The organism is Cupriavidus sp. SZY C1 (genome assembly GCF_032190535.1).
Classification (GTDB): Bacteria; Pseudomonadota; Gammaproteobacteria; order Burkholderiales; family Burkholderiaceae; genus Cupriavidus; species Cupriavidus pauculus_C.
Genome location: NZ_JAUANU010000015.1, coordinates 1 through 24,229 on the forward strand (window position 1 = coordinate 1; position 24,229 = coordinate 24,229).

At 68.4% G+C, this 24,229-nt stretch carries 19 protein-coding genes; 13 read left to right on the plus strand and 6 right to left on the minus strand.

All coding sequences use genetic code 11. The features are described 5' to 3' along the window. Window positions 1-229: 229 nt before the first annotated feature. The 6 genes from QTN24_RS20635 (at window position 230) to guaD (ending at window position 10,132) form a co-directional block, all read left to right on the plus strand. Window positions 230-622 carry an endonuclease gene (locus QTN24_RS20635; RefSeq protein ID WP_313839426.1) on the plus strand — a complete coding sequence of 131 codons (393 nt, stop codon included), beginning with the start codon at window positions 230-232 and terminating at the stop codon, window positions 620-622. Between the two features lie 765 nt (window positions 623-1,387). Then, a complete protein-coding gene (locus QTN24_RS20640; protein ID WP_313839427.1) occupies window positions 1,388-2,551 on the plus strand; it encodes an efflux RND transporter periplasmic adaptor subunit in 1,164 nt (387 codons plus the stop codon). A 26-nt stretch (window positions 2,552-2,577) separates the two neighbouring features. After that, window positions 2,578-5,724 carry an efflux RND transporter permease subunit gene (locus QTN24_RS20645; RefSeq protein WP_313839428.1) on the plus strand — a complete coding sequence of 1,049 codons (3,147 nt, stop codon included), beginning with the start codon at window positions 2,578-2,580 and terminating at the stop codon, window positions 5,722-5,724. Beyond that, window positions 5,721-7,229, plus strand: a complete 1,509-nt coding sequence (adeC, locus tag QTN24_RS20650) for an AdeC/AdeK/OprM family multidrug efflux complex outer membrane factor (protein ID WP_313839429.1) — start codon at window positions 5,721-5,723, stop codon at window positions 7,227-7,229. Before QTN24_RS20645 ends, adeC begins: the two co-directional genes overlap by 4 nt. Window positions 7,230-7,461: 232 nt before the next feature. Continuing rightward, window positions 7,462-8,763, plus strand: coding sequence for an MFS transporter (locus QTN24_RS20655; protein ID WP_124685509.1), 1,302 nt, complete (start codon window positions 7,462-7,464; stop codon window positions 8,761-8,763). Window positions 8,764-8,779: 16 nt separating this feature from the next. Next, the gene (guaD, locus tag QTN24_RS20660; protein WP_124685508.1) at window positions 8,780-10,132 is read left to right on the plus strand and encodes a guanine deaminase; all 1,353 of its coding nucleotides are present in this window, start codon (window positions 8,780-8,782) and stop codon (window positions 10,130-10,132) included. Here the strand turns inward: guaD and rocF are convergent, their stop codons facing one another. Then, a complete protein-coding gene (gene rocF, locus QTN24_RS20665; protein ID WP_124685507.1) occupies window positions 10,133-11,035 on the minus strand; it encodes an arginase in 903 nt (300 codons plus the stop codon). It lies immediately after the preceding gene. Between the two features lie 149 nt (window positions 11,036-11,184). Here rocF and QTN24_RS20670 point away from each other — a divergent pair, with 149 nt between their 5' ends. Next, window positions 11,185-12,798 (plus strand): MFS transporter, encoded by a 1,614-nt coding sequence (locus QTN24_RS20670; RefSeq protein WP_313839432.1) that lies wholly within the window; start codon window positions 11,185-11,187, stop codon window positions 12,796-12,798. A gap of 24 nt (window positions 12,799-12,822) precedes the next feature. Next, window positions 12,823-13,278: a MarR family winged helix-turn-helix transcriptional regulator gene (locus QTN24_RS20675; protein WP_124685506.1), complete on the plus strand. Its 456-nt coding sequence runs from the start codon at window positions 12,823-12,825 to the stop codon at window positions 13,276-13,278. Window positions 13,279-13,301: 23 nt separating this feature from the next. Here QTN24_RS20675 and QTN24_RS20680 read toward each other — a convergent pair whose 3' ends face one another. From QTN24_RS20680 to QTN24_RS20690, 3 genes are all read right to left on the minus strand, one after another. Then, entirely contained in the window at window positions 13,302-14,633 is a 1,332-nt protein-coding gene (locus QTN24_RS20680; protein ID WP_313839435.1) for a cobyrinate a,c-diamide synthase, read from the minus strand. 95 nt (window positions 14,634-14,728) lie between these two features. Continuing rightward, window positions 14,729-15,391 (minus strand): response regulator, encoded by a 663-nt coding sequence (locus QTN24_RS20685; RefSeq protein ID WP_124685505.1) that lies wholly within the window; start codon window positions 15,389-15,391, stop codon window positions 14,729-14,731. Between the two features lie 279 nt (window positions 15,392-15,670). Then, the gene (locus QTN24_RS20690) at window positions 15,671-16,624 is read right to left on the minus strand and encodes a LysR family transcriptional regulator (RefSeq protein ID WP_313839437.1); all 954 of its coding nucleotides are present in this window, start codon (window positions 16,622-16,624) and stop codon (window positions 15,671-15,673) included. An 886-nt stretch (window positions 16,625-17,510) separates the two neighbouring features. On the opposite strand from QTN24_RS20690, the gene QTN24_RS20695 reads away from it, so the two are divergent. The 4 genes from QTN24_RS20695 to QTN24_RS20710 all read left to right on the plus strand — a co-directional run bounded on the left by QTN24_RS20695 (window position 17,511) and on the right by QTN24_RS20710 (window position 20,525). Beyond that, window positions 17,511-17,801 carry a transposase gene (locus QTN24_RS20695; protein WP_124685503.1) on the plus strand — a complete coding sequence of 97 codons (291 nt, stop codon included), beginning with the start codon at window positions 17,511-17,513 and terminating at the stop codon, window positions 17,799-17,801. Window positions 17,802-17,919: 118 nt separating this feature from the next. Then, a complete protein-coding gene (locus tag QTN24_RS20700) occupies window positions 17,920-18,240 on the plus strand; it encodes a hypothetical protein (protein ID WP_313839440.1) in 321 nt (106 codons plus the stop codon). 69 nt (window positions 18,241-18,309) lie between these two features. Next, window positions 18,310-19,662 carry a DUF3300 domain-containing protein gene (locus QTN24_RS20705; protein WP_313839442.1) on the plus strand — a complete coding sequence of 451 codons (1,353 nt, stop codon included), beginning with the start codon at window positions 18,310-18,312 and terminating at the stop codon, window positions 19,660-19,662. 2 nt (window positions 19,663-19,664) lie between these two features. Next, complete coding sequence (locus QTN24_RS20710; RefSeq protein WP_313839444.1) at window positions 19,665-20,525, plus strand: DUF2950 family protein; 861 nt, start codon at window positions 19,665-19,667, stop codon at window positions 20,523-20,525. Here the strand turns inward: QTN24_RS20710 and QTN24_RS20715 are convergent. Beyond that, window positions 20,515-21,180, minus strand: a complete 666-nt coding sequence (locus tag QTN24_RS20715; RefSeq protein ID WP_313839445.1) for a helix-turn-helix domain-containing protein — start codon at window positions 21,178-21,180, stop codon at window positions 20,515-20,517. The two genes, QTN24_RS20710 and QTN24_RS20715, sit on opposite strands and share 11 nt — an antisense overlap. Before the next feature lie 372 nt (window positions 21,181-21,552). Between QTN24_RS20715 and QTN24_RS20720 the strand changes: the two genes are divergently transcribed. Then, window positions 21,553-22,611 (plus strand): alpha/beta hydrolase family esterase, encoded by a 1,059-nt coding sequence (locus QTN24_RS20720; protein ID WP_124685498.1) that lies wholly within the window; start codon window positions 21,553-21,555, stop codon window positions 22,609-22,611. A gap of 75 nt (window positions 22,612-22,686) precedes the next feature. Here the strand turns inward: QTN24_RS20720 and QTN24_RS20725 are convergent, their stop codons facing one another. After that, window positions 22,687-23,997 carry an MFS transporter gene (locus QTN24_RS20725; protein ID WP_124685497.1) on the minus strand — a complete coding sequence of 437 codons (1,311 nt, stop codon included), beginning with the start codon at window positions 23,995-23,997 and terminating at the stop codon, window positions 22,687-22,689. Between the last annotated feature and the right edge of the window lie 232 nt (window positions 23,998-24,229).

A 24,229-nucleotide genomic window follows, 5' to 3' on the forward strand; every position in this document is an offset into this window, starting at 1 on the left:
AGGTCATCGCCAGGCTCTTATACCCAGAACCCCCAAGCCCAAAAGCTTGGGGGTTTTGCTTTGGCAGCGGCGGAATTCATTACCGCGCGGTTGTAAAAGCGCCAGCCTCTCGCTGTTCAAACGCCCGCATTTTGTGGATGATCGTCCGCAAATATGCCCGGCACGCCTTTCGCTCCTCTGTGGCACAGGGGATGGCAGCCCGCTATCCCTCCGCATTCAGGAGGTGTCCATGCAAAAGCTTCGACCCCGACATATGCTCGCAGCCGGTGCGCTGGCGATGATTTCGGTCTCGGCACTGGCCCAGACGACGCCGGGTCCGCGCGATCCTTATACCCAGGGTAGCGCCGCGCCGATCAGTGGTACCTACGATCCGAACACCAGCGGTGCCCGTGCCGGCGACAAGTTCGACCCGTACTCGCAGGGTGCGGATCGCGCGACTCGCCAGGATCTTGCTCCGCAACCGCAGGCCCAGACCTACCAGCGACAGTCGTATCAGAACACCGTCGCGCCGCCGGCCCGACCGGACCGGATGGCAGGCGCCTATCGTGGCGACATGCGCTGGAATGGACCGCTGCTGGGTAACCGCCTGGGGCCGCGTAGCCTCTATCTCGACGGCGCCTGAGTGCCGCCGCGTCAACTGATTCGGAACCCCGCCACATCGGCGGGGTTTTTTGTTTGGCAGACCCCCACTGTCTCATCTCCGCAAAACACTTTTCCGCAAGATGGCCAACGCGGCACTAATCCTTTGGGATTCTGCGTGGCGGTTTCCGATTCCCACGTGGCAATGAAGCATTCCACTTCACAAGGAATTTTCTGTCATCCTGATTCAACTTCGACCTGTTAGCATAGCGAAATTCGCAAGCATGCTTATTGAACTGTTTGCCAGGCAGACTGCTCAAATGCTGCATTGCCGCAGACGCCGGACGCCCGGCCCGCCTTGGAGGAGGGGGCCGCGCAGGTCCCCAGCCAGGGGTGCCGGTTGTGTGAATGACGCCACAGGACAGGTGTGCGTCAGCAGATATCGGAGAAACCGATTATTGTTGTCGACCGGTAAGACGATGCCCACCCTAGATCGGCGCACGGCTTGCATGCAGCAGTAATCCCGATCATCCAAGGTCGAGCAGGAATTTTGAGAGTACGGGGAGCAGGGCAGCCCAGCCAGGGCAGTCCTGTGCCGGATGCGCGCGCGGCGTGTCTGGTGTTCAGTTTTCCTCCAGGCCGGCAGAGCCGGCGAAAGCAGGGGCCCATGGCGACAATCCGCTGAATCCGTTAGCCGACACGTGCCTGTCGTGGGCACGCCAATTGCGTCCACGCGCGCCGTGACGCCCGCCTGGCTTGAGCCAGGACCAAGAAGAATTCAATCCGTTTCATCCTCGAGGAAATCGCTATGCAAGCAACGCGCGCCAAGCGTGCTTTGATTCCAGGCATGCTGGCTCTTGCCGTGGTGGTGCTGTCCGCCTGCGGCAAGAAGAACGAAGCCCCCGCGGCCCAGACGCCTGAAGTGAAAGTGGTCACGCTGAAGAACGAGGCCGTCACGCTGGACACCTCGCTGCCGGGCCGGACGCTCGCGTACCGGATCGCCGAAGTCCGCCCGCAGGTCAATGGCATCATCCAGAAGCGGCTGTTCGTGGAAGGCAGCGACGTCAAGCAGGGCCAGCAGCTTTACCAGATCGACCCGTCGACATACGAAGCCACGGCCAAGAGCGCCGAGGCCACGCTGGCATCGTCCAAGTTGCTGGCGGAGCGCTACGGCCGGCTGGTCGGCGATGAGGCCGTCAGCAAGCAGCAGTATGCCGAGGCACAGGCGTCGTACCTGCAGTCCAAGGCCGCCGTCGACCAGGCGCACATCAACCTGCGCTACACCAAGGTGCTGGCGCCGATCTCGGGCCGCATCAGCCGCTCGCTGGTCACCGAAGGCGCGCTGGTCACCAATGGCCAGGCCAACGCGCTGGCCACCATCCAGCAGCTCGATCCGATCTATGTCGACGTGACGCAGCCGTCCGCGTCGCTGCTGCGCCTGCGCAAGGAGCTGGCCAACGGCCAGCTCCAGGGCGCCGGCGCCAACGCCGCCAAGGTCATGCTCCAGCTGGAGGATGGCAGCACCTATTCGGAACCGGGCCGCCTGGAGTTTTCGGAAGTGGCCGTCGACCAGAGCACCGGCTCGGTCACGCTGCGCGCCGTGTTCCCGAATCCCCGCAACGAGTTGCTGCCCGGCATGTTCGTGCACGCCCGCCTGGCCGAAGGCGTCCGCCAGTCGGCCATTCTTGCACCGCAACGGGGCGTCACGCGCGACCTGAAGGGGCAGCCGACGTCGCTGGTGGTCAACGCCAACAACGAGGTGGAACTGCGCGTGCTCAAGACGGACCGCACGATCGGCAACAACTGGCTCGTTACCGATGGCCTGAAGGCCGGCGACCGCGTGATCGTCGAGGGCCTGCAGTTCGTCCGCCCCGGCGCCAAGGTCAAGGCCACCGAGGCCACCGCGGCCCAGGCCGGCCTGGCCCCTGCCTCGGCACCCGCCGCCGCCTCGGCGCCGGCCGCCAAGTCCTGATCGGGACCGACGCATAAGGATTCGCCATGTCTAATTTCTTTATCGAGCGCCCGATCTTTGCGTGGGTGATCGCGCTCGTGATCATGCTGGCGGGCGTGCTGTCGATACGCGCGCTGCCGGTCACGCAGTACCCCGCCATCGCGCCGCCCACCATCGCCATTTCCGTGGCCTACCCGGGCGCCTCGGCGCAGACGGTGCAGGACACGGTGGTGCAGGTCATCGAGCAGCAGCTTAACGGCCTGGACCGCCTGCGCTACATCTCGTCGGAATCGAACTCCGACGGGAGCATGACGATCACGGCCACGTTCGAGCAGGGCACCAACCCCGACATCGCGCAGGTGCAGGTCCAGAACAAGCTGGCCCTGGCGCAGCCACTGCTGCCGCAGGAAGTGCAGCAGCAGGGCATCCGCGTGACCAAGTCGGTGCGGAACTTCCTGATCATCGTGGGCCTGATCTCCACGGACCCCAGCACGACGCGGGAAGACCTCTCGAACTACATCGTCTCGAACCTGCAGGACCCGATCTCGCGCACCTCGGGCGTCGGTGACTTCCAGGTCTTCGGTTCGCAGTACGCGATGCGGATCTGGCTGGATCCGGCCAAGCTGAACAGCTTCCAGCTGGCACCGCTCGACGTCAGCACCGCGATCAAGGCGCAGAACGTGCAGGTGGCCTCGGGCCAGCTCGGCGGCCTGCCGGCCGTGCGCGGCCAGCAGCTCAACGCCACGGTGGTCGGCAAGACGCGGCTGCAGACGGCCGAGCAGTTCGGCAACATCCTGCTGAAGGTGAACCCCGACGGCTCGCAGGTGCGCCTGCGCGACGTGGCCGACGTGGGCCTGGGCGGCCAGGACTACTCGATCAACGCCCAGTACAACGGGCGGCCGGCGTCGGGTATCGCGATCCGGCTGGCTTCGGGCGCCAACGCGCTGGAAACGGTCAAGAACATCCGCAACACGCTGAACCAGCTCGAACCGTCGTTCCCGCCGGGCATCAAGGTGGTGTTCCCGTACGACACCACGCCGGTGATCTCCGACTCCATCCACGAGGTGGTCAAGACGCTGCTCGAAGCCATCGTGCTGGTGTTCCTGGTGATGTACCTGTTCCTGCAGAACTTCCGCGCCACGCTGATCCCGACGATCGCCGTGCCGGTGGTGCTGCTGGGCACGTTCGGCGTGCTGGCCGCGTTTGGGTACTCGATCAACACGCTGACGATGTTCGGGATGGTGCTCGCCATCGGCCTGCTGGTGGACGACGCCATCGTGGTCGTCGAAAACGTCGAGCGGGTGATGGCCGAGGAGGGCCTGGGGCCCAAGGAAGCCGCGCGCAAGTCGATGGGCCAGATCCAGGGCGCGCTGGTGGGCATTGCGCTGGTGCTGTCCGCGGTGTTCCTGCCGATGGCGTTCTTCGGCGGCTCCACGGGCGTGATCTACCGCCAGTTCTCGATCACGATCGTCTCGGCGATGGTGCTCTCGGTGCTGGTGGCGCTGGTGCTGACGCCGGCGCTGTGCGCCACGATGCTCAAGCCGATCGAGAAGGGCGACCACGGCGAGCACAAGGCCGGCTTCTTCGGCTGGTTCAACCGCAGCTTCATCCGCACCACGCAGAAGTACGAGGGCGGGGTGGTCGGCATCCTCAAGCGCCGCGCGCCGTTCCTGATCATCTACGTGCTGATCGTGCTGGTGATGGGCTTCCTGTTCACGCGGATCCCCACCTCGTTCCTGCCGGAAGAAGACCAGGGCGTGCTGTATGCCCAGGTGCAGACGCCGCCGGGGTCGTCGGCCGAGCGTACGCAGGCCGTGCTGGACCAGATGCGGAACTACCTGCTCAACGACGAAGGCAAGATCGTCGAGTCGCTGTTCACGGTCAACGGCTTCAACTTTGCCGGCCGCGGCCAGAGCTCGGGCCTGGCGTTCATCCTGCTCAAGCCGTTCAAGGACCGCGAGGGTGACGCCACGAGCGTGTTCGACCTGACCAAGCGCGCGCAGGCCAAGTTCAGCACGTTCCGGGATTCGCTGGCCTTCGCGTTCGCGCCGCCGGCCGTGCAGGAACTGGGCAACGCCACCGGCTTCGACTTCTACATGCAGGACCAGGCCGGCCTGGGGCACGAGGCGCTGATGGACGCGCGCAACAAGTTCCTGGCGCTGGCCGCCAAGAACCCGGCGCTGCAGCGCGTGCGTCCGAACGGGCTGAACGACGAGCCGCAGTACGTGCTGGAGATCGACGACGAGCGCGCCCGCGCGCTGGGCATCTCGCTGTCGGATATCAACAGTACCGTGTCGATTGCCTGGGGTTCCAGCTACGTGAACGACTTCATCGACCGGGGCCGCGTGAAGCGGGTGTACCTGCAGGGCCGTCCCAATGCGCGGATGAACCCCGAGGACCTGAACAAGTGGTTCGTGCGCAACGACAAGGGCGACATGGTGCCGTTCTCGGCGTTCGCGTCCGGCAAGTGGGGCTATGGTTCGCCGAAGCTCCAGCGCTACAACGGCGTGCCGGCCGTGGAAATCCTGGGCGAGCCGGCTGCCGGCAAGAGCTCGGGCGAGGCCATGGCGGCGGTCGAGGAGATCATGAAGCAGATGCCGACCGGTATCGCGTACTCGTGGACGGGCCTGTCGTACGAGGAGCGGCTGTCGGGCTCCCAGGCGCCGGCGCTCTACGCGCTGTCGCTGCTCGTGGTGTTCCTGTGCCTGGCGGCGCTCTATGAAAGCTGGGCCATCCCGTTCTCGGTGATGCTGGTGGTGCCGCTGGGCGTGATCGGGGCGCTGATGGCGACGCTGGCGCGCGGGCTGTCGAACGACGTGTTCTTCCAGGTGGGCCTGCTCACCACGGTGGGCCTGTCGGCGAAGAACGCGATCCTGATCGTCGAGTTTGCCAAGGACCTGCACGACCAGGGCAAGGGCGTGGTCGAGGCGGCGGTCGAGGCCTGCCGCATGCGTCTGCGGCCCATCATCATGACGTCGCTGGCGTTCGTGCTGGGCGTGTTCCCGCTGGCCATCTCGCAGGGCGCGGGCTCGGGCAGCCAGCACGCCATCGGTACCGGCGTGATCGGCGGCATGATTACCGCCACCGTGCTGGCCATCTTCTGGGTGCCGCTGTTCTTTGTCGTGGTGACGTCGCTCAAGGAACGCCGCCGCAAGTCCGGACCTTCCTCCCTGGAAACGGGAGCCCAAGCATGAGACAGACGCTACTTTGCCTGGCCGCCGCCGCAGCGCTTGCGGGCTGCAGCCTGATTCCGAACTACGAGCGGCCCGCCGCGCCGGTGGACGCCGCCTATCCCCAGGGCGACGCCTACAAGGCCGGCACGGACGCGGCACAGGCGCCGTCCGCGGCGGAACTGGGCTGGCGCGACTTCTTCTCGGACCCGCGGCTGCACCGGCTGATCCAGCTTGCGCTGGAGAACAACCGCGACCTGCGCGTGGCCGCGCTCAACGTCGACGCCTACCGCGCGCAGTACCGCATCCAGCGCGCGGACCTGTTCCCCGAAGTGGGCGCCACCGGCCAGGGCACGCGGCAACGTGTGCCGGCCGACCTGTCGTCGACGGGCCAGCGGGTCATCAGCAGCCAGTACGGGGTGTCGCTGGGCACCACCGCGTGGGAGCTGGACCTGTTCGGCCGCCTGCGCAGCCTGAGCCAGGCCGCGCTGGAGCAGTACTTCGCCAGCGAGGAAGCGCGCCGCAGCACGCAGATCGCGCTGGTGGCCAGCGTGGCCAACGCGTACCTGACGCAGCGCGCCGACGAGGCCAACCTGGCCGTCACGCGCGATACGCTGAGCGCGTACGAGCGGACCTACAACCTCACCCGGCGCAGCTTCGAGGAAGGCATCGCGTCGCGGCTGGACCTGCGCCAGTCGCAGACGCAGGTGGAGAACGCGCGCGCGTCGCTGGCCCGCTATACGCGGCTGGTGGCGCAAGACGCCAACGCGCTGGCGCTGCTGGTCGGCACCAGCCTGCCGCCCGACCTGCCCGCCGGGCTGACGCTGGACCAGAACCTGCTGGCCGAGGTACCGGCCGGCATGCCGTCCGACCTGCTGCAGAACCGGCCCGACATCCTCGAAGCCGAGCATCGCCTGAAATCGGCCAACGCCGATATCGGCGCGGCCCGCGCGGCGTTTTTCCCGCGCATCCAGCTTACGGCGTCGGGCGGCACGGCCAGCCGCCAGCTGTCGGGGCTGTTCGATGCCGGCTCGGGGACGTGGCTGTTCCAGCCGCAGATCACGCTGCCGATCTTCACGGCCGGCAGCCTGCGCGCGAGCCTGGACTACGCCCGCATCCAGAAGGACATCAACGTGGCCACGTACGAGCGCACCGTGCAGTCGGCGTTCCGCGAGGTGTCCGATGGCCTGGCCGCGCGCGGCACGTTCACCGACCAGGTGGCGGCCCAGACGCGGCTGGTCGAGGCCAGCTCGGACTACTACCGGCTGGCCGAGGGCCGCTACCGCACCGGCGTGGACAGCTACCTGACCGTGCTCGATGCGCAGCGCCAGCTCTTCACGGCGCAGCAGGCGCTGATCGAGGCGCGGCTCAACCAGTTGACCAGCGAGGTGAACCTGTTCAAGGCGCTGGGCGGCGGGCTGAACGAGGCCACCGGCGCGCCCGCCCCCGACGCGGGCACCACGACCACGGGCAGCACGTCGGGCAACACCCCGGCCAACCCGACGGCCAGCGCCCGCCAGGCATCCTGAGTCCACCCGGACCCGGCAGTCACGACGGAGGCAGCTTCTGGCTGCCTCCGTTTTTTCATGCGCGCTCGCTGCGGCACCTCTGACTGCGTGCGCCCTGTCTGCGGCGTCAGAGCGGTATCGACATAAACGCGGTGGAATACCGCGGACCCCTGTTCCCCGAAAGATTTCACTTCGGTGACGCCTGCCTGTGCACGATAGTCAACGCATCCGATGGTATCGAAGGAGGCGACTGATGGCACCCACGCAATCCGCATCGATTTCCCCGGTCCGGCCCGTGCAACTGGGCGGGGCCCACGCCTGGTGGGTCTGGGCGCTCTCGGTCCTGTTCGTGATCTACCTGTTCAGCGTGCAGACCGGCTATTCGATCGTCAACCCCGACATCGCGCGCGACGTGTCGCTCAGCGTGACGCAGGTGAGCACCATCGCCGCCGTCTACACATGGGTGTTCGCCGTCTGCCAGTTCTTTGGCGGCGCGCTGCTGGACCGGCTCGGCGCGCACAAGGTGCTGCCGGCATCGGTCGTCCTGGTCATGGCCGGCGTCTTCCTGTTCGCCAATGCGGAGAGCTACGGCATGCTGGTGCTGTCGCAGTTCGTCATGGCCGTGGGTGCGTGCACGGGCTTCGTGGGCGGCGGCTACATCGGGGGGCAGTGGTTCGGCATGGCGCGCTTCAGCTTCATGTTCGGGCTGGTGCAGTTCTGCGCGTCGCTGTCGTCGGCGTTCTCGGTCAACGCGCTCCAGTTCGCGCTGGAGCGGATGGACTGGCGCACGCTGTTCAACTACGTCGGCGCCGCCGGCGTGGTGCTGGCCCTGCTGGCATTCGCGTACCTGCGCAATCCCACGCCGGTGCCGTCGTCGGGGCAGGGGCCGGTGGCGTTCGTGCGGTCGGTGCTGTCGGCGCTGGCCGATGTGGCGCGCAACGGCCACGTCTGGGTGTCGGCGCTGATCTGCGCGGCGCTGTTCGGCAGCCTGCTGGCCGCCGGGGTGGTGTGGATGCCCAAGCTGATGGCGGTGCGCGGCGCGTCGCCGGAGCTGGCGGCGTTCAGCGCGTCGCTGCTGTGGCTCGGGCTGGCGGCCGGCTGCCTGGTCGTGCCCGCGTGGTCTGACCGCATCCACCGGCGCAAGCTGCCCATCATCGCCGGCTGCGTCGTGCAGCTTGTGTGCGCCGGCGTGACGCTCTACGTGCCGGGCGTGCCCGTGTGGCTGGTGCTGGTGCTCAGTTTCTGTTTTGGCTTTGCCAACGCGGCGCATATGCTGACATTCAGCAGTGCCGCCGATGTGGTGCCGCCGCAGTTGATCGGCACGTCGGCCGCGTTCGTCAACGGCCTGGCCTTCATCGCCGGCGGCATCATGATCGCGCGGCCCGGTGCGCGCGTGGCGCTGGGCGAGGCCCACGGCCTGCCGGCCCACACGCTGGCGCTGGCCCAGTACGCCGCGGTGCCCATCGTGGCGGCGCTGGTGGTGGCGCTGGTGCTGGCGCTGCTGATGCGCGAGACGTACCCGGCGCCGGCCGCTGCCACGGACGGACAGCCTTAGAGAGGGAGCAACCGACATGGCCATCTCCGCCATCCGCGCCGCCGCGGTGACGTTCCGCGGCGACCCGTTCCTGCAGGAGCCCGCGTCCTGCCTGGTCTACGAGCCCGACGCGCTGATCGTGATCGACGCCGGCCGCATCCGCGACTTCGGCCCGGCGGAGACGGTACGCCAGCGCCTGCCGGCCGGCACGCCCGTCACGCACTATGCGGACGGCATCGTCAGCGCGGGCTTCATCGACACCCATATCCACTATCCGCAGACCCAGATGGTGGCCGCGTACGGCGAGCAGTTGCTCGAATGGCTCGACAAGTACACCTTCGTGGCCGAGCAGCAGTTTGCCGACGCGGCGCACGCGCAGGGCGTGGCCCGCGTGTTCCTGCGCGAACTGCTGCGCAGCGGCACCACCACGGCCATGGTCTATTGCACCGTGCATCCGCAGTCGGTGGACGCCTTCTTCGAGGAATCGGCCCGCTTCAACACGCGGATGATCGCCGGCAAGGTGATGATGGACCGCAACGCGCCGCCCGCGCTGCTGGACACCGCCGAGACCGGCTACCGCGACAGCGTGGCGCTGATCGAGCGCTGGCACAAGCGGGGCCGCCAGCACTACTGCATCACGCCGCGCTTTGCGCCTACCAGCACCGACGCCCAGCTCCAGGCCTGCGGCGCGCTGCGCGAAGCGTATCCCGATGCCTACGTGCAGACGCACCTGTGCGAGAACCTGGCCGAGATCGACTGGGTGATGTCGCTGTTCCCCGAGCGCCGTGGCTACCTGGACGTCTACGCCCACGCGGGCATCGTCGGCGCGCGGTCGGTCTACGGGCACGGCATCCACCTGACCGAACAGGACTTTGCGCTGTGCCACCAGACCGGTGCCGCGCTGGCCCATTGCCCGACGTCGAACCTGTTCCTGGGCAGCGGCCTGTTCCGGCTGTTCGATGCCCGGCTGGCCAAGCGGCCCGTGCGCGTGGGGCTGGGCACCGACATCGGCGCCGGCACCAGCTTCTGCCAGCTCCAGACGCTGAACGAGGCGTACAAGGTGGCGGCGATGAACGGCACGCGGCTCAACGCCATCCAGGCCTACTACCTGGCCACGCGTGGCAGCGCCGAGGCGCTGTACCTGGACGACACGATCGGCACCATCGCGCCGGGCTTCGAGGCCGACCTGGTCGTGCTGGACCGCAACGCCACGCCGCTGCTGGCGTTCCGCAGCGGCTACTGCAACGACATCGTCGAGCAACTGTTCGTGCTGATGACGCTGGGCGACGACCGCGCCGTGCGCGCCACCTACGTGGCCGGCGAGCGGGTCTACGACCGCGACACCGGGTGCGACCCGTTCCGCTATCCGGCCGGCGCTGGCGCCGCGTGACTACAGTGTCGACTTGCCGAACAGGCTCTCCAGCAGTTCCACCACCAGTTCGGCCGTCTGGTTGTGCACGTCGCGCGCGGGATTCAGTTCGAGCACGTCGAGCGAGCCGAGCGCGCCGGTGTCCTCGATCATCTCCAGTGCCAGGTGCGCCTCGCGGTAGGTGGGGCCGCCCCGCACGGGCGTGCCTACGCCGGGCGCGATCTGGCTGTCCAGGAAGTCGACATCGAAGCTGACGTGCAGGTGGGTGTCGGCGTCGATGCCGGCCAGCGCGCGCTCCATGGTCTGGCGCATGCCGTTCTCGTCGATATAGCGCATGTCGTAGACGGTCAGCCCCAGCTCGCGCAGGCGCAGCTTTTCCTCGGCGTCCACGCTGCGGATGCCCACCTGCCGGATCTGCTGCGCCGACATGGCCGGCGTGACGCCGCTCAGGGCCGTGAGCGGCGCCGGGCCGTCGCCGCACAGGCAGGCCACCGGCATGCCGTGGATGTTGCCGGTGGGACTGGTGCTGCCGGTATTGGCATCGGCATGGGCGTCCAGCCACAGCACCAGCAGCTTCTTGCCCTGCTCGCGGCAGTGGCGCGCCGCCGCGCTGACCGACCCGATGGCCAGGCAGTGGTCGCCGCCCATCAGCAGCGGCATGTGGCCGGCCGCCAGCGTCGCGTAGGCGGTCTCGAACACCTGCTCGTTCCACGCCAGCACTTCCTGCAGGTGCCGCATGCCATCGACCGGTGGCTGCCAGGGATTGCCCGGCCCGCCCAGGTTGCCAAGGTCGTGGACCTGCAGCCCGGTGCGGGTCAGCGCGCCGGCGATGTCCGCCACGCGCAGCGCGTCCGGCCCCATCGACGCCCCGCGGATGCTCGCGCCCACGTCGGTCGGCGCCCCTATCAACGTCACTGGCTTCATGCCACCTCCTGGTAAGGGATGTCCGGTGCCATGATCGCACCGATCGAGATTGACATCGGAAAAGCGCCAAAAATCTCCTGCAGGACGGCATCGCCCGCCCTATAATTCCTGAATCGTTGATTGAGCAATGATTGATCGGGCAATAGAAAATGGCATCGGAATCGCGTGGTGTGGAGCATGAGCCACTGACTGGCAATGCCGGGCAGGTGCTGCCGTTTCGGGAGTCGCTGCTGGCGATGCTCGGTATCGCGTTCGTCGTGATGCTGGTGGCGCTGGACCAGACCGTGGTGTCCACGGCGCTGCCGACCGTGGTGGCCGAGCTGCAGGGGTTCGAGTACTACGCCTGGGTGGCCACGGCCTACCTGCTGACGTCGGTCGTCACCGTGCCGGTGTTCGGCCGGCTGGGCGACTACTACGGGCGCAAGCCGTTCGTGCTGGCGTCGATCATCGTGTTCCTGGCCGCGTCCGTGCTGTGCGGGATGGCCACGAGCATGCCGTTCCTGGTGGCCGCGCGGGCGCTGCAGGGCATTGGCGGCGGGATGCTGGTGGGCACCGCGTTCGCGTGCGTGCCGGACCTCTTTCCCGATTCCCACGTCCGGCTGCGCTGGCAGGTGCTGATGAGCACCGCGTTCGGCATCGCCAACGCGGTGGGGCCGTCGCTGGGCGGCCTGCTGACCGAGTGGTACGGCTGGCGCGCCGTGTTCTATATCAATGTGCCGGTGGGGCTGCTGGGGCTGGTGTTCGCCTGGCGCTACCTGCCGCACCTGCGGCAGCAGCGGCACGAGGGGCCGGTGCGGATCGACTGGTTCGGCGCGCTGCTGATCGCGGTGGGCCTGGGCAGCCTGCAACTGTCGGTGGAATGGCTGCCCGAGCGCGGCTTCGGCCTTGTGACGTGCGGGCTGATGCTGCTGTCGTGTGCGTCGTTTGCGGCGCTCTGGCACTGGTCGCACCGTTGCCAAAACCCGATCCTGCCGCTCGACATGTTCCGCAACCCCGCGCTGGCGCCGCTGTTTGTGCTCGGCGTGCTGGGCGGTTTCACGATGTTCGCCCTGCTGCTCTATGCGCCGCTGCTGTTCCAGGGCGGGTTCGGCTACTCGCCGAAGCAGGCGGGCCTGTTGGTCACGCCGCTGGTGGTGTGCATCACCGTGGGCAGCATCGTCAACGGGCGGATCATCACGCGCATCCCGCAGCCCAACAGCATGCTCTACGCCGGCTTTGCGATGCTGGCGCTGGCGCTGCTGGGCCTGTCGCAGGCCACGCGCGGCATGCATCACAATCTGCTGCTCGCGATCATGCTCTGCGCGGGGCTGGGCCTGGGGTTCGTGCTGCCCAACTTGACCGTCTTCGCGCAGCAGACGGCCGGCCGCTCGCACCTGGGCATTGCCACCGCCATGTTGCAGTCACTGCGCATGGTGGGCGGGATGGTCGGCACGGCGCTGGTCGGCACGCTGGTCACGCGCAGCTATACCGCCGGCGTCAACGCGTCGCTGGCCTCGGCCCATGCGACGGACTGGGCCGGCCGGCTGACCGACCCCCAGATCCTGATCGACAAGGCCGCGCAGGTGGAATTGCTGACCAACCTGCAGCAGGCAGGGCACAATGGAGCCCTGCTGCTGGAGCAGGCGCGGGTGTCGCTGGTGAGCGCCATCCATCTGGGCCTGCTGCTGGCGGCCGTCGCGGCCCTGGTGGGCATCTGGCGGGTACGCCGCGTGCCGCCGATCAAGCTGGTCCGGGTACATGAGCCCGTGATGGCCGCGGACTGACATTCGCCAAACTGGAGACTGGATTTGGAACTGGAGCGACAAAGCCTGGCCGTGCTGCAACAGTTCGGACGCACCTACCGCGCCTATGCCGCCGCGTTCGAACAGCGTATCGGGCATCCGTTGCCGCGCTGGCGCATTCTGTTTGCCCTGCACGGCCACGAGGGCCCGATCGCGCAAAAGCCGCTGGCCGACCGCGTGGGCATGGACCCCGGCGCGCTGACGCGCCAGCTCAAGGCCCTGCAGGAGCTGGGCTGGATCGAGCGCTCCACGAGCGAGCGCGACAACCGCATGACCAACGTCACGCTGACCGACCTGGGCCGCGAGATCGTCGACCAGGCCCTGCCGCGCCGGTCCGCGTTCCTGCAGGACGTGCTGGCCAATGTGTCCGACACCACGATGCACAACCTGTCGAAGGGCCTTGCCCAGCTTGAGGCCGGCATCGCCGACGCCGTGGCCCGCACCGAACGCGACGCCGCCTGAGCGTTTCCCCCCTACGTCGTCCGCTACACCGCCCCGAACAGCCGCGCCACCGCCACCGGGTTCGACGGGAAATAGAAGTGGACGTACGACGCGGTCAGGCTGCCGGCCTGGTACACCGCCTCGCCCTGGCTGCCGTCGCGCGGCGACGTGGCCCGCGCCGCCGGCGTCCATGACGTGGCCGCCCGCGAATAGTGGAAGGTGTGGCCGCGCAGTACCTCGCCCGTGCCGGGCATCGTCACGGATTGATGGCCGATCGCCGACAGCCGGCGCTGCATCGTGACCGTCCCCGGCAGCACGCCGGCCATCGCATGGCTGGTCCCGTCCTTGTCCACCAACTGCTCGAACAGCGCCATCATCCCGCCGCATTCCGCCAGCATCGGCACGCCGCGCGCGCAGGCGTCGCGCAGCGCCTGCCGCATCGCCGTGTTGGCGGCCAGCGCGGCGGCATGGAGTTCCGGATAACCACCCGGCAGCCAGACCGCGTCGCACGGTGGCAGCGCCGCGTCCCGCAACGGCGAGAACCACGCCAGGTGCGCGCCCAGCGCGCCGAGGGTTTCCAGGTTGGCCGGATAGATGAAGCGGAAGGCGTCGTCGCGCGCGATGGCGATCCGCTTGCCGGCCAGCAGCCGTGGCGGCGGCGCGATGGCGGGGCCGGCAAACGTCACCGGCTCGGGCAGGTGCGACAGCGGCAGCGCCGCCAAGGCATCGGCAAGCACGTCGAGCCGCGTCATCAGGTCTGGCAGTTCGTCGGCGCTGAACAGCCCCAGGTGCCGCGCCGGCAGGCTGGCCGCCGCGTCGTGCGCCAGCGCGCCGGCCCAGGCGATGCCGGGCGGCAAACTCTCGCGCAGCATGTCTGCGTGGCGCGTGCTGCCGACGCCGTTGGCCAGCACGTGCATCGCGTGGAACGGGTCGCCGTAGTGCGCCAGGCCATAGGCCAGCGCGCCGAAGGTCTGGGCCATCGCGCCGGCCTGGATCACGGCCAGCACGGGCAGGCCGAACAGCCGCGCCACGTCCGCGCTGCTTGGCGTGCCGTCGTGCAGGCCCATCACGCCTTCCACCAGGATCAGGTCCGCTTCCGCCGCCGCCTCGGCCAGGCGGGCGCGCGCGTCGGCTTCGCCGGTCATCCACAGGTCGATTGACTGCACCGGGGCACCGCTGGCCGCGGCCAGCAGGGTCGGATCCAGAAAGTCGGGGCCGGTCTTGAACACGCGCACGTGGCGCCCCTGGCGCGCATGGAGCCGCGCCAGCGCGGCGGTCACGGTGGTCTTGCCCTGGCCCGACGCCGGCGCGGCGATCATCAGCGTGGGCACCGCGCGGGCGCGGGCGGCAAGGGGAGCGGAGGAAGGTTGCGACATGGGTGTAAGCATCGTGGCGGGCCGTCCAGCGCCCGGCGGTGGTCTGAGGCGGGCCGGCTGGCGCGGCCGATTATAACGAGCGGTCCGCATGGCCATCAGCATCGCGGCAGCACCATGCCCTGCAGCGCCGCGCACTCGAACAGCTCGCGGTCGTTGCTGACGCCCAGCTTGTGCATGGCGCAGTTCTTCTGGCGGCTGATGGTCTTTACGCTGCGGCACAGCGTGGTGGCGATCTCGGTGACCGTGCGGCCGGTCAGGTACAGGCGCAGCACCTCCATCTCGCGGGCGGACAGGCGCTGCATCGTGTCGCGCCCCAGCGGCGCCATCGTGCGCACCTCGGCCGGGGCCAGCGCCCGCAGCGCCGACTTGCCGATATAGGTGAAGCCGCGCTGCGCGCGGGCAATGGCCGTGACGATCTCCGGCAACTGGCTGTCCTTGAGCAGCAGCCCCTGCACGCGCACGTCGAGGATGGTCCGCAGCACCAGCGGATTGGTGATCATCGTCAGCACCATGATCGACATGGTCGGATATCGCCGCCGCAGGGCCGTGAGCAGGCGCATGCCGTCAAGCTGCGCCGGGCCGGGCATGTGGAAATCGGTCACCACCACATCGGGGCGCAGCAGTTCGGTCTGCTGGAGCAGCTCGGTGGCGGTGGCAATCTCTCCACAGACCTCCCACCCGGTCTGCGACTGCAATCTGGCTCCGATCGCCGCCGTAATGACGGGGTGATCGTCTGCCAGCAATATCCTCAACGTCATCCATCGACTCCTGTCCTGTACCCGAGGCTCAGCGTTAGGCTGCCCGCTGACGTCAAAAAAGCGCCGCACGCGCCCAGGGGCGGTGCGGCGCAACGACGCATGACTGCGTCCTCGCGGCGGTGCGGGCCAAATGGGGTAAGTCCCGCCACGCAACGATGCCCAGCGAGGTTAATGCGCGGCGGCGATGAAGGGAGTGAGAGGATTCGCAAAATGCATGGATCGGCCATGCATTCGCGCGGAGCTGGCCGGACGGGGACTAGGCCCCGCCGGCAGAAGGGGTCAGGCGATGGCGAGCGGGCGGGGGCGGTGCTCGGCGTGGCGGCGGCTGTCGATGGCCTTGAGCGGGTCGCGCAGTACCGATGCGCCCACGTCCATGATGTCGCGCAGCGCGGTGCGGTCTGGCGCGCGCTGCGGCATCCAGAAATGCAGCGCGGCCCAGGCCGGGAACGCCGCGGGCGGCGGCAGCAGCCGGGTCTTGCGGTCGCGCGTCACCAGCGGCACGTTGAAGTCCAGCACCGGGCAGACCCCGCCGGCCGCGTGCAGCAGCGTGATCTGCGTGTGCCACGACGGCACCACCGTCTCGCGATGGCCCGGCGTGTTGGCCCGGCGCGCCAGAAACGCATGCAGCGGGCTGTGGCGCTCGCAGTCTTCCTGCAGCAGGATCCAGTCGGTCTCGGCTTCTTCCTTGCTGGCGCCCCGCGCGGCGCTGACCAGCCGGCGCGGCGTGGCCAGGATGCTATGCGGGATGACGCTGTCCGGCACGTTGGCTCCGTCGACGACGAACGCGCAGTCCAGGTCGCCGGTGTCGAGCGAGTCGCCCAGCGCCGCATCGGCGATCACGGGGCGGGTGATGAAGCTGTCGCGCGGAAAGCGCTCGCAGAGCGCGGTCAGGATTTCGGTGATGACGGGGTCGCCGATGGACGGCGAGAAGCCGATGGAGATGCGCCGGCCGCTGCTGGCCGGCAGGGCGTCGGCATCCTGGGGCTGGACCAGCTGGTTCCAGCGCGCCAGGATCTGCCGCGCGGTGCGCTCCAGCCGCAGCGCGTGCGGCGTGGGCTCCAGCGTGCCGTTGCGCTTGACGAACAGCGCGTCGCCGGTGATCTCGCGCAGGCGGGCCAGGCTGTAGGCCACGGTTGGAATGCGGCCCTGGGTGCAGGCCGCTACCGCGCTGAGATCGCGGTACTCCATGAGCAGGACGAACACATGCAATAGCTTGGTGCTGACATGCCGCATACTGACTTCTCCCGATCCGAGACTTCTGGTTTTTTCTTGTTGTGGCGAAGCATTACAGCTTCAGGCGGCGTCACCGGCCAGGGCCGGTGGCGACACCGCGCAACGACTGCGACCAATACAGCTCGACTACGACAAGGGCGGGGACAAATCGAATACGCCCGGGCATTGCGGTCCATGTGTTGCGCATGGACTGCTCCACGAAACCGCGCTTCTTCGACGCTGCGTCGAAGGCATGTGCGGTGCGGCAGTGGCTCCTCTTCCTCAGGCCCGGACCCGGCCTGGCGCGCGCATCGGCAAACGTTGCCGTGGCGTGCCGCCGGTCGCCTGTCTGCTACGCCAGGAGGCGTGCCTTGCAGGCATTCTGAAACTTAGTTGATGCGAAGGAAGCTTAATACAACATTCAGAAAACTACTAGAACACGTTTGGATGCCGACACGTTCGCGCGGCGCAAGCACGCGTTGTTCATACATGCAGACATGGCGGAATGCCGCATGGGACGGGCGTTTTGCGGCCGTCCGCCCGCGCCGGATGCAGCGCGTCGTGGCCAGCGCGGCGTGCGCCGCAGGGTTTGAAGCGACTGACCGAACCTGGCGTGGGCACGAAATGTTCCAAGTTGGAAAAACAAAATTTGACGTGGCCGAGGCGGCTGCCCCATATGGGGGTCGGCACCACCATGGCGCGCGCCCGGCAGGCAGGCTTGCCGTAGCGGCAAGCCCTTTCTTTTTTGCTTAACTCGTCCCGCGAAGACACTGAATTCCTTTTGTCCGGGGGGTGGGCTACCTTACGGGCACCAGCGGCACACAAGCGCTGCACAAGCGCGCCATCGGCAGCGTGACCGGCAGGCTGCCGGGTGCGCCGCACCCGCAGCCGACGAGCGGAGGCATCGGTGAACAGACGCTATTCGGAGGAACAGATCCGCATGTACCTGGCCGAGGCCGCGAGCGGCGTGCCGGTGCGTGAGCTGTGCGCGCGCTACGGGTTCAGCGATGCGTCGTTCTATGGCTGGCGTGCCCGGTACGGCGCGCCGCGGCAGGGCGATGCCGTCGACACGCGACGCCTGCGCCAGCTGGAGGAAGAAAACGTGCGGCTCAAGAGTATGCTTGCGGATGCGCTGCTGCAACTGGAGCTGCTGCGCAACCGTGGCGGCAGGCGTGGCAACGGCAAGGCGGACGCGTGACGCCGGGCCGGCCCGCGCGGGCCGCAGCTTTTCGCCCGGGCAATGCGTGGCATTGCCATCGAATTCTGGAGTGTTTCTGGTGAGAAAGGTTTTCGCTGCCATCGCCGCAGCAGGATGCATGGTTTCGCTCGTCGCCCACGGGCAGACGCCGCCGGCGGATCCGTCGGCGCCGATGATCGCGCCGCTGCCGCCGCGCATGCTCGATCCCGCCACGTCCACCGTGGACGATCCGGGCGGTACGCCGGGCACCTCGCAGCGCGAACACTGCCGGCAGTTGCTCGACAAGATCAATGCGCTGCCCGCCGGGCCGCAGTGGTCGCAAGGACAATCCACGGTGACCACGGCCGACGGCCGCAAGTACTCCACGCTGGAACGCGCGCCCGAGCGCAAGCGGCTGGAGGAAACCTACCGGCAGCAGTGCGCACAGGCCCGCAAGTAGCCGGCGCGGCCCGGGCCTGACGGCCGGGCAGGCGAGCCGTGGTCGTTTTTCGTCATGGAAGGAGCGATCATGTTGCGCGTGCAACGAATCCTGGCCTGGATGCTCGGGCTGACCCTGCTGGCGGGCGCCGGCGGCGCCTGGGCGCAGGCCCGGCTCGACAAGCCCCAGCTTGACCAGCTGCTGGCGCCCGTGGCGCTCTATCCCGATGCGCTGCTGTCGCAGGTGCTGATGGCGTCGACGTATCCCGCCGACGTGGCGGCCGCCGCGCAGTGGTCGAAGTCGAACGCGAGCCTGTCTGGCGATGCCGCCACCAAGGCCGTGGCCAGCGAGCCGTGGGACCCGAGCGTGCAGTCGCTGGTGGCCTTTCCGTCGGTGATGGACATGATGGGCCGCCAGCCGCAGTGGGTGCAGTCCGTGGGCGATGCCTTCCTGGCGCAGCCCGACGACGTCATGGATTCGGTGCAGCGCCTGCGCCTGCAGGCCCAGCAGGCCGGCACGCTGAAGACCACCGAGCAGCAGAAGGTGGTGACGCAGCAGACCGGCGGCACCACGGTGGTCCAGATCGAGCCGGCCAATCCGCAGGTGGTCTACGTGCCGAGCTACAACCCGACCGTGGTCTATGGCACGTGGCCGTATCCGGCCTATCCGCCCGCGTACTATCCGCCGCCGCCGGGCTCGGTGTTCGCCACGGCGCTGGTGTCGGGCATCGGCTTCGGCCTTGGCGTGGCGGCCGTGGATGCGCTCTGGGGCGGGTTCGACTGGGGCGGCCACGACGTGAACATCAACGTCAACCGCTACAACAACATCAACGTGAACCAGCGGCTCGACGTGAACCGGGCCAACGTGAACTGGCAGCACAATGCCGCGCATCGCGGCAACGTCCCGTACAACAACCCGAATGTCGCGAGCCGCTTCGACGCGCAGCGGCAGCAGGGGCTGGCCAATCGCCAGCGCCCGGGGCAAGGCGGCGTGCAGGGCCAGCGGCGGCTGGGCCAGGACGGCGGCGGCGTGCAGAACCGCCAGAGCCGCGACGCCGCACGCGAGCGCGCCGCGCAATCGTTCGAAGGCCGCACCGGCCAGTCGATCGCGGGCCATCACGCACCGGGGGTCAACCGCCAGGGCGGCGGACAGAACCCGCGTCCCGCCGGCGCCGACCGGCAGCGCCTGGACCAGCACGAGGCGCGCAACCGGGCGCGCGACACCAATCGCAACAACGCATTCCGCGATGCCGGCAATGGCGACCGGATGCGCCAGCAGGCCAGCCGCGGCGGCAGCAGCCTGCAACGCGTGAACGCCGGCCAGACGCCGCAGCGCGCGATGCCGGCACGCACGGGCGGCGGCTTCCAGGGCGGGGGCGGCGGCGGTGGCCACTTCGGCGGTGGAGGCGGGGGCGGCGGTCATTTCGGTCACGGTCGGAGATAACGATGAAGCGCAACCAGACAACGGGCCGCATCGACGGGGCATGGCAGGCGTTGCGCGTGCTGGCCGCGGCGGCGCTGCTGGCCGCGCCGGCCGCGATGGCGCAGCAGGTGTTCCCGACGCCCGAGGCCGCCATGGACGCGCTGGGCGACGGCGTGGCCCGCAGCGACCCCGACGCGCTGCAGCGCGTGCTTGGCGCGCAGTACCGCCGCATCGTGCCGCCGCAACTCGACCAGCAGGACCTTTACGATTTTCTGGGCGCGTGGGCCAGCCACCATGCCGTGCGCAAGGACGGCGACGACGCGGCCAGTGTGGAAGTGGGCGGCAGCGGCTGGACGTTTCCGGTGCCGATCGTCCGGCGCAAGGCTGGCTGGCAGTTCGACCTGGCGGCCGGCGAGCGCGAGGTGCGCGTGCGGCGCATCGGCCGTAACGAGATCGTCGCCATGGACACGCTGCTGCAACTGGCCGACGCCCAGCAGCGCTATGCCGAGCAGGTCGGCCACGGCAGCTACGCGCGGCAACTGGTCAGTACGCCGGGCAAGACCAACGGGCTGTACTGGCCGTCCGCCTCGGCCGATAACGACAGCCCGCTGGGGCCCGACGCGCTGGCCATGGGCCCGGAGACCCCGCCCGACGACGCGTACTACGGCTACCGCTACCGGATCATCGCCCCGCCCAAGGGCAGCAATGCGAAGTTCGCGTTCGTGGCGTGGCCGGCCCGCTATGGCGAATCGGGCGTGCATGCGTTCATGCTCGACAGCGAGCGGCGGTTCTACGAGCGCGACCTGGGCAAGGGTACGGCGGCCCGCGCCGGCGCCATCCGCACGTTCGCGCCCGACGGCTGGCAGGAAGTGGCTAAGGAGTAGCCGGAGGGCCCGCTTGGGCGGCGGCGTGCGGTGCGGGCGCCGCGACAGCGTCGCCATCGGCATGCACGGCGGCCAGCCCGTCCGGATCGACGATGCGGAGCTTGCGCTGCCGCACGATGATCAGCCCGGCGGCGCCGAAGCGCGACAGCAGCCGGGAAACCGTTTCCAACGTGAGGCCGAGATAGCTGGCGATGTCGTTGCGCGTCATCGCCAGCGTCAGCACGCCGTCCGCCACGCCCCGGCGCGCCTGTTCCGCCGCCAGGTCCAGCAACAGCATCGCCAGCCGCTGGGCCGCCTTCATCGACCCGATCGCCACCAGCAACTCGGCCTGCCGGCGCGCGTGGCGCCGCTGCATCGCCACCACGGCGGCGCGGATGCCGGGGTCGTCCCGCAGCATCGGCCGCAGCGTTTCCACCGCAATCGCGCAGCATTCGCTGTCCTGCAGCGCGATGACCGTGGCGTCGTGGGCATCGGCCTCGTGCGCTTCCAGTCCGCATACGTCGCCGGGTTGCAGGAAGCCGCTGACCTGGCGCCAGCCAATCCCCGTCTCGAAAACCTGCTTCACCCCGCCAGCGCGGATCGGATAGACCGCGCGGGCCGCGCGTCCCTGTATGTAGAGCACGTCACCTGCGCGCAGCGTGACCGTGCGCGGCACCAGCGAAGCCGCATTGCCGCAGGCCAGCCTGCACGCCGGGCGGAACGGGCAAAGGGTGCAGCATGGGGCGCTTGAGGTGGAAAGTTGCGGCGGCATCGCGGCGCGGATCGATCCGGTTCGGGGCGTACTGCCGAGTATAGGCCGCCGCCAACTTCGTTCATCGGGCGTCGTTCTGCATTCTTTTATCGTCTGCGATAAGCAATTTGAGGCCGGCATCCCGCGATCGGGTGAGGGCGACCGGACGGTCGGCGTTGTTTCGCTATTTCATGTTGCATCTTGCAGACAATGCCCCCAATCCATCACGCCGGCTGTGCTATGCTGCGTTGCACAATACAGGAGGGGACTCGTTCCTAGATGAGCAGGAGTTCTCATATGGCCAAAAGCCTGTCTCCGGTTTGGGATGCGCAACTGCGGCAAATTGGCCGTGCGCAGCACCGCACCGGGAAGCAATTCCGATCCTGGCTGGCGCGTCTCGATCCGGCGCTGCCGGCCGCACGCCGGCCACTGGACCCGGCCCCGGCCGAACTGCCGGGCGTCTGGCAGTCCCACAAGCTGGCACTGGCGCCCATGCCGGGCGAACTGGTGCCGCAGTTGTCGTACCGGCTCTATATGCCTTCCGGCGCCAAGGGGGCGTTGCCCGTGGTGGTAATGCTCCATGGCTGCCAGCAGACGCCCGAAGACCTGGCCGCCGGCACGCGCATGAACGCGCTGGCCGAGCGCGAGGGCTTTATCGTCGCCTATCCGCAGCAGCCGCTGCGCCGGTCCGTGCACCGTTGCTGGCAGTGGTTCGACCTGGGCGCCGGCGAGGGCGGGCGCGAGGCGCAGGCTGTGGCGATGCTGGTCGACGAGCTGGCTGCCCGGCCGGACGTCCGCCGGGGTGAAATCTATCTGGCGGGCCTGTCGGCCGGCGCGGCCATGGCGGCCGTGGTGGCGCTGCGCTATCCAGAGAAAGTGGCTGCCGTGGGTTTGCATTCGGGCGTCGTGATCGGTGCCGCCGACAATCCGCGTGCCGGGCTGCGGGCCATGCGCCATGGCGCTGAGTCCGAGCCGGCGCTGCTGCTCGATGCCGCCGGCGTGACGCCGGGCGGGCCGGAGATGCCGGCCATCGTCGTCCATGGCATGACCGACGACGCCGTGAACCCGGTCAATGGCCGCCTGCTGGCGCGCCAGTTCCTGGCCTACAACGGGCTCTACGACAAGCTGGGCACGCGCATGGACTGCGCCAATGACGCGCCCCCGCTGGCCGACGGCGACTATCGCGAGGCCCGTTTCGGGCGCTGGAATCGCGATCTGGTGAGGCTTGTGGAAGTGGCGGGGCTGGACCACGCCTGGAGCGGCGGCGATGCCAGCGTGCAGTACCACAGCGACATCGGCCCCGACGCGAGCTGGCTGATGTGGCAGTTCTTCCGGCAGCATCGCCGGGTGGCCTGACGCCCTGCGGCGACGGGCCAATGAAAAAGGGGGAAGGCTGGTGGCCTTCCCCCTTTTTTTGCGCGCGGCGCGGCGTCAGGCTTCGCGCTTGCGGATGAACAGGGCGGTAATCATGCCCATGATGCAGACGGCCACGACGTAGTGCGCCGGGGCCAGCTTGTCCGTCTTCAGCATCAGCGACACGATGACCGGCGTCAGTCCGCCGAAGATCGCATACGAGACGTTGTACGAGAAAGACAGGCCCGAGAACCGCACCTGCGCCGGGAAGGCGTGCACCAGCACGAACGGCACGGCGCCGATGGTGCCGACGAAGAAGCCGGCCAGCGCGTACAGCGGCAGCAGCAGGTCCGGACGCGCGCCGATGGTGGTGTACAGCAGGTAGGCCGTGCCCGCCAGGAAGGCGCCGCCGATGGACAGCGTCAGCCGGGCGCCGATGCGGTCGGCCAGCACGCCGGCCACGATGCAGCCGATCGACAGGCACAGCGTGGCGGCGCTGTTGGCCACCAGTGCCGTGCGGGCGTCGAAGCCGAACAGCGTCTGCAGGTAGGTGGGCGTCAGCAGGATCACCACGACGATGCCGGCGGACAGCATCCACGTCAGCAGCACCGAGATCAGCACGGCGCCGCGATGGTCGCGCACCACGGCCTTGAGCGGCATTTCGGCGGCCAGCGCCTTCTTCTGCTGCAGTTCGGCAAAGACCGGCGTCTCGTGCAGCCAGCGCCGCAGGTACATCGAACCCACGCCAAACACGCCGCCGAGCACGAACGGCAGGCGCCAGCCGTGGTCGAGCAGGGCCTGCGGGTCGAACATCGCGTTGATGCCGGTGGCCACCAGCGAGCCCAGCAGGATGCCGGCCGTCAGGCCCGCCGTCAGCGTGCCGCAGGCGTAGCCGATATGGCGCCGGGGCACGTGCTCGGACACGAACACCCAGGCACCCGGCACTTCGCCACCCACGGCCGCGCCCTGCAGGATGCGCAGCACCAGCAGCAGCATCGGCGCCAGCAGCCCGATGGACGCATAGGTAGGCAGCAGCCCCATCAGCAGCGTCGGCACGGACATCAGCAGGATGGACAGCGTGAACATCTTCTTGCGGCCCAGCAGGTCACCGAAGTGCGCCATGATGATGCCGCCCAGCGGGCGCGCCAGGTAGCCGGCGGCAAAGATGCCGAACGTCTGCAGCAGGCGCAGCCAGTCCGGCACGGACGCCGGAAAGAACAGCTGGCCAATGACCTTGGCAAAAAAGACAAAAATAATGAAATCGTAGAACTCAAGCGCGCCGCCCAGTGCAGCAAGGGCAAGCGTCTTGTAGTCCTGACCGGTCAGCGGGCGGGCGGCGGGGCCGCCTGGCGCGCCCATTGCCCCGGCAGTACTGCTGGAGGTGGACATGGAAAGACTCGCATGGATACATTCACATGCGAAGCGCGCAACACGGATGGCGTGGAGGGGGACGGTCGTGGGGATGACGACACGAACTTGGCGAACCGGGCCGGCGGGTAAGCTGGCGGGCACGACGGGACGCTTCGCAAAGGCGTAAAGATACCAGAACGACGCTGGGCGACTCCGACGCTGATCATATTCATTACGCATTCGCACGGTGGGCTGCCATAATCCGTCTCCA